Origin of the sequence: Stieleria sp. (genome assembly GCF_041595215.1) — a bacterium.
In the GTDB taxonomy this organism is placed as follows: domain Bacteria; phylum Planctomycetota; class Planctomycetia; order Pirellulales; family Pirellulaceae; genus Stieleria; species Stieleria magnilauensis.
Genome location: NZ_JBFHKV010001221.1, coordinates 1 through 2,331, shown reverse-complemented (window position 1 = coordinate 2,331; position 2,331 = coordinate 1). Strand labels below are relative to the sequence as shown.

Below are 2,331 nucleotides of genomic sequence, written 5' to 3'. Positions count from 1 at the left end.
CGTATCTGGGCCGAGGTCGACACCCACGACGGACGATTGCAACCCGGCCATCGCGCTCGAATGTCGATCATCACGGATTGACCCTGGGGTGCCGCGAAAAAGGGGTCAGGTACCAAAAATGCGAAGCACCCGTCGGGCCATTTGGTTTTTGGTACCTGACCCCTTTTCCGCTCGACAAACGCAACCCTTCATTCAAATCGGAACAGAGCACCAGGGAGACGAGCGAAGTGTCGACCGACAGTGAATCATCGGCGGGAGCGGGGCGTCTAAAGCTTCGCAAACGTCCGGACCTGGAAGTCTACCCGCAGCGTCGTCGCGGACAGTCCGTGTGGGTGATCAAAGACCCGCTTGCGCTGCGATACTATCAGTTTCGTGAGGAGGAGTTCGCGATCCTGGGGTGGCTCGATGGTCGCTCGAGTCTGGAGCAGATCAAGCAACGGTTTGAACAACGTTTCGCCCCGCGCCGGATGACCAACCAACGGCTGCACTGGTTTGTGGCCCATTTGCATCGCAGCGGCCTGGTCCTTTCCGATACACCGGGACAAGGCGAACCGTTGCGGACGCGTCATGACCAGCAGCGACGCGCCTCGTGGATGAACGCATTCTCCAATCCGCTGGCGATCCGATTTCGCGGATTTGATCCCGAACGTTTACTGAACTGGCTGTACCCGAAACTGCGTTGGGTGTTCTCGCCCTGGTGTGGTGCGGCGTGTGGTTTATTGGTTGTCACGGCGGTTGCGTTACTGGTGACGCAAGAGGCTTCACTGACACGGCGATTGCCGGAGATGAATGCGTTATTGAGCCCGCGCAATTTATTGGCGTTGGCCGTAGCGATGGCGTTGATCAAGTTGCTTCATGAAATCGGTCACGCGTTGACGTGCAAACACTACGCCGCCCGCTGTCATGAGCTGGGTGTCATGTTGTTGGTGTTCACGCCCTGTTTGTATTGCAATGTGACCGACGCATGGAAGCTGTCCAGTCGATTGCAGCGTGTGGCGATCAGTGCAGCGGGGATCGTTGTGGAGGTGGTTCTGGCAGCGATTTGCACGATCCTATGGTTGTCCAGCCAACCCGGATTGTTCAACACCCTCTGCCTGAACGTGATGATTGTCTGTTCGATCGGAACGGTGCTACTCAACGGAAACCCGCTGCTGCGGTATGACGGCTACTACATCTTGTCCGACGTCCTGGATTTGCCGAATCTCTGGCAGGACTCACGGCGCGTGGTGCAGCGTCTCGCCTGGCGTGTGTTTCTGGGCATTGATCCGGGGAAACCGGTCTCCGTTCAGGGGCGACGCGGAGTGTTGTTCCTTTATGCCCTCGCGTCGATGCTTTACCGAATGGTGGTGATGGTTTCGATCCTGTTTCTGGTGTACCGCATTTGCAAACCGGCGGGATTGATTTTGATCGCCCAGATTTTGACCGTCGTTTTGCTCGTCGGTCTTCTTTCGCCTCTCTTGACCGCGGTAGCGAGAATCATGACCAACCCTTCGACACGTCGCAAAATGAAGCCCGGCCGGTTGTTGATTTCCGCTGGGGTGGTGACCTTGCTGTTCGCAGCCTGCCTATGGGTGCCGCTTCCCTGTCGGATTGTCGCGCCGACGATGATCGAGCCGTTGAATGCCCGCCGCGTCTATGTTTCGGTGCCGGGCCGGCTGACGCAATCGGTTGCTGCCGGAACCAAGGTGGCTGCGGGAGAACCGCTGGCCTACTTGGAAAACATCGATGTCAAGCGTGAGCTGGAAAGTGTTCGTGGTCAGCTGAGTCACCAAGAACTGCGGGTCAAGCATTTGGAATCGTTGCGTGGCGACGACGAGACGCTGGCTTCTCAATTGCCGGCCGCCCGAGAAATCCTGGCGGACTTGCAACGCAGATTGGTTCAGTTGCGCAACGACGAACAAGCGTTGGTGTTGACCGCTCCGGTCGACGGCACGGTGCTGGCTCCGCCGACAGTGCAGCCGCCGACGCCCGGTGAGCTGGAACTGGTCCGTTGGAGCGGCACGCCGATGGACCCGAACAACTTGGGAATGACGCTGGAGCGAAAGACGCTGTATTGCCTGATCGGCCAGGAAGATGCTTTTGAAGCGGCGGTCTACATCGACCAATCGGACCTGCAATTTGTCCGCAAGGATCAGCGGGTGAAGCTGCTGTTGGACATCGCCGGCGGTGAAGTCATCGCAGGCACGGTGACAGAGATTTCACGAGTGAGTGTGAAAAGTGTTCCAACGGAATTGGCGGTGGATCAACAACTCTCCAGCCGTGTCGATCAGGCCGGCGTGCTGCGACCGGAAACGACGTCTTACAAGGCCCACGTTCAACTCGATCCGACCG

1 protein-coding gene is annotated in these 2,331 nt (G+C 58.1%); it reads left to right on the top strand.

Going from position 1 to position 2,331, the window contains the following annotated elements; all coding sequences use genetic code 11:
* Positions 1-227: 227 nt before the first annotated feature.
* Positions 228-2,331: site-2 protease family protein (locus tag ABX749_RS29855; protein WP_372899248.1), on the top strand; the 2,104-nt coding region annotated here is incomplete at its 3' end.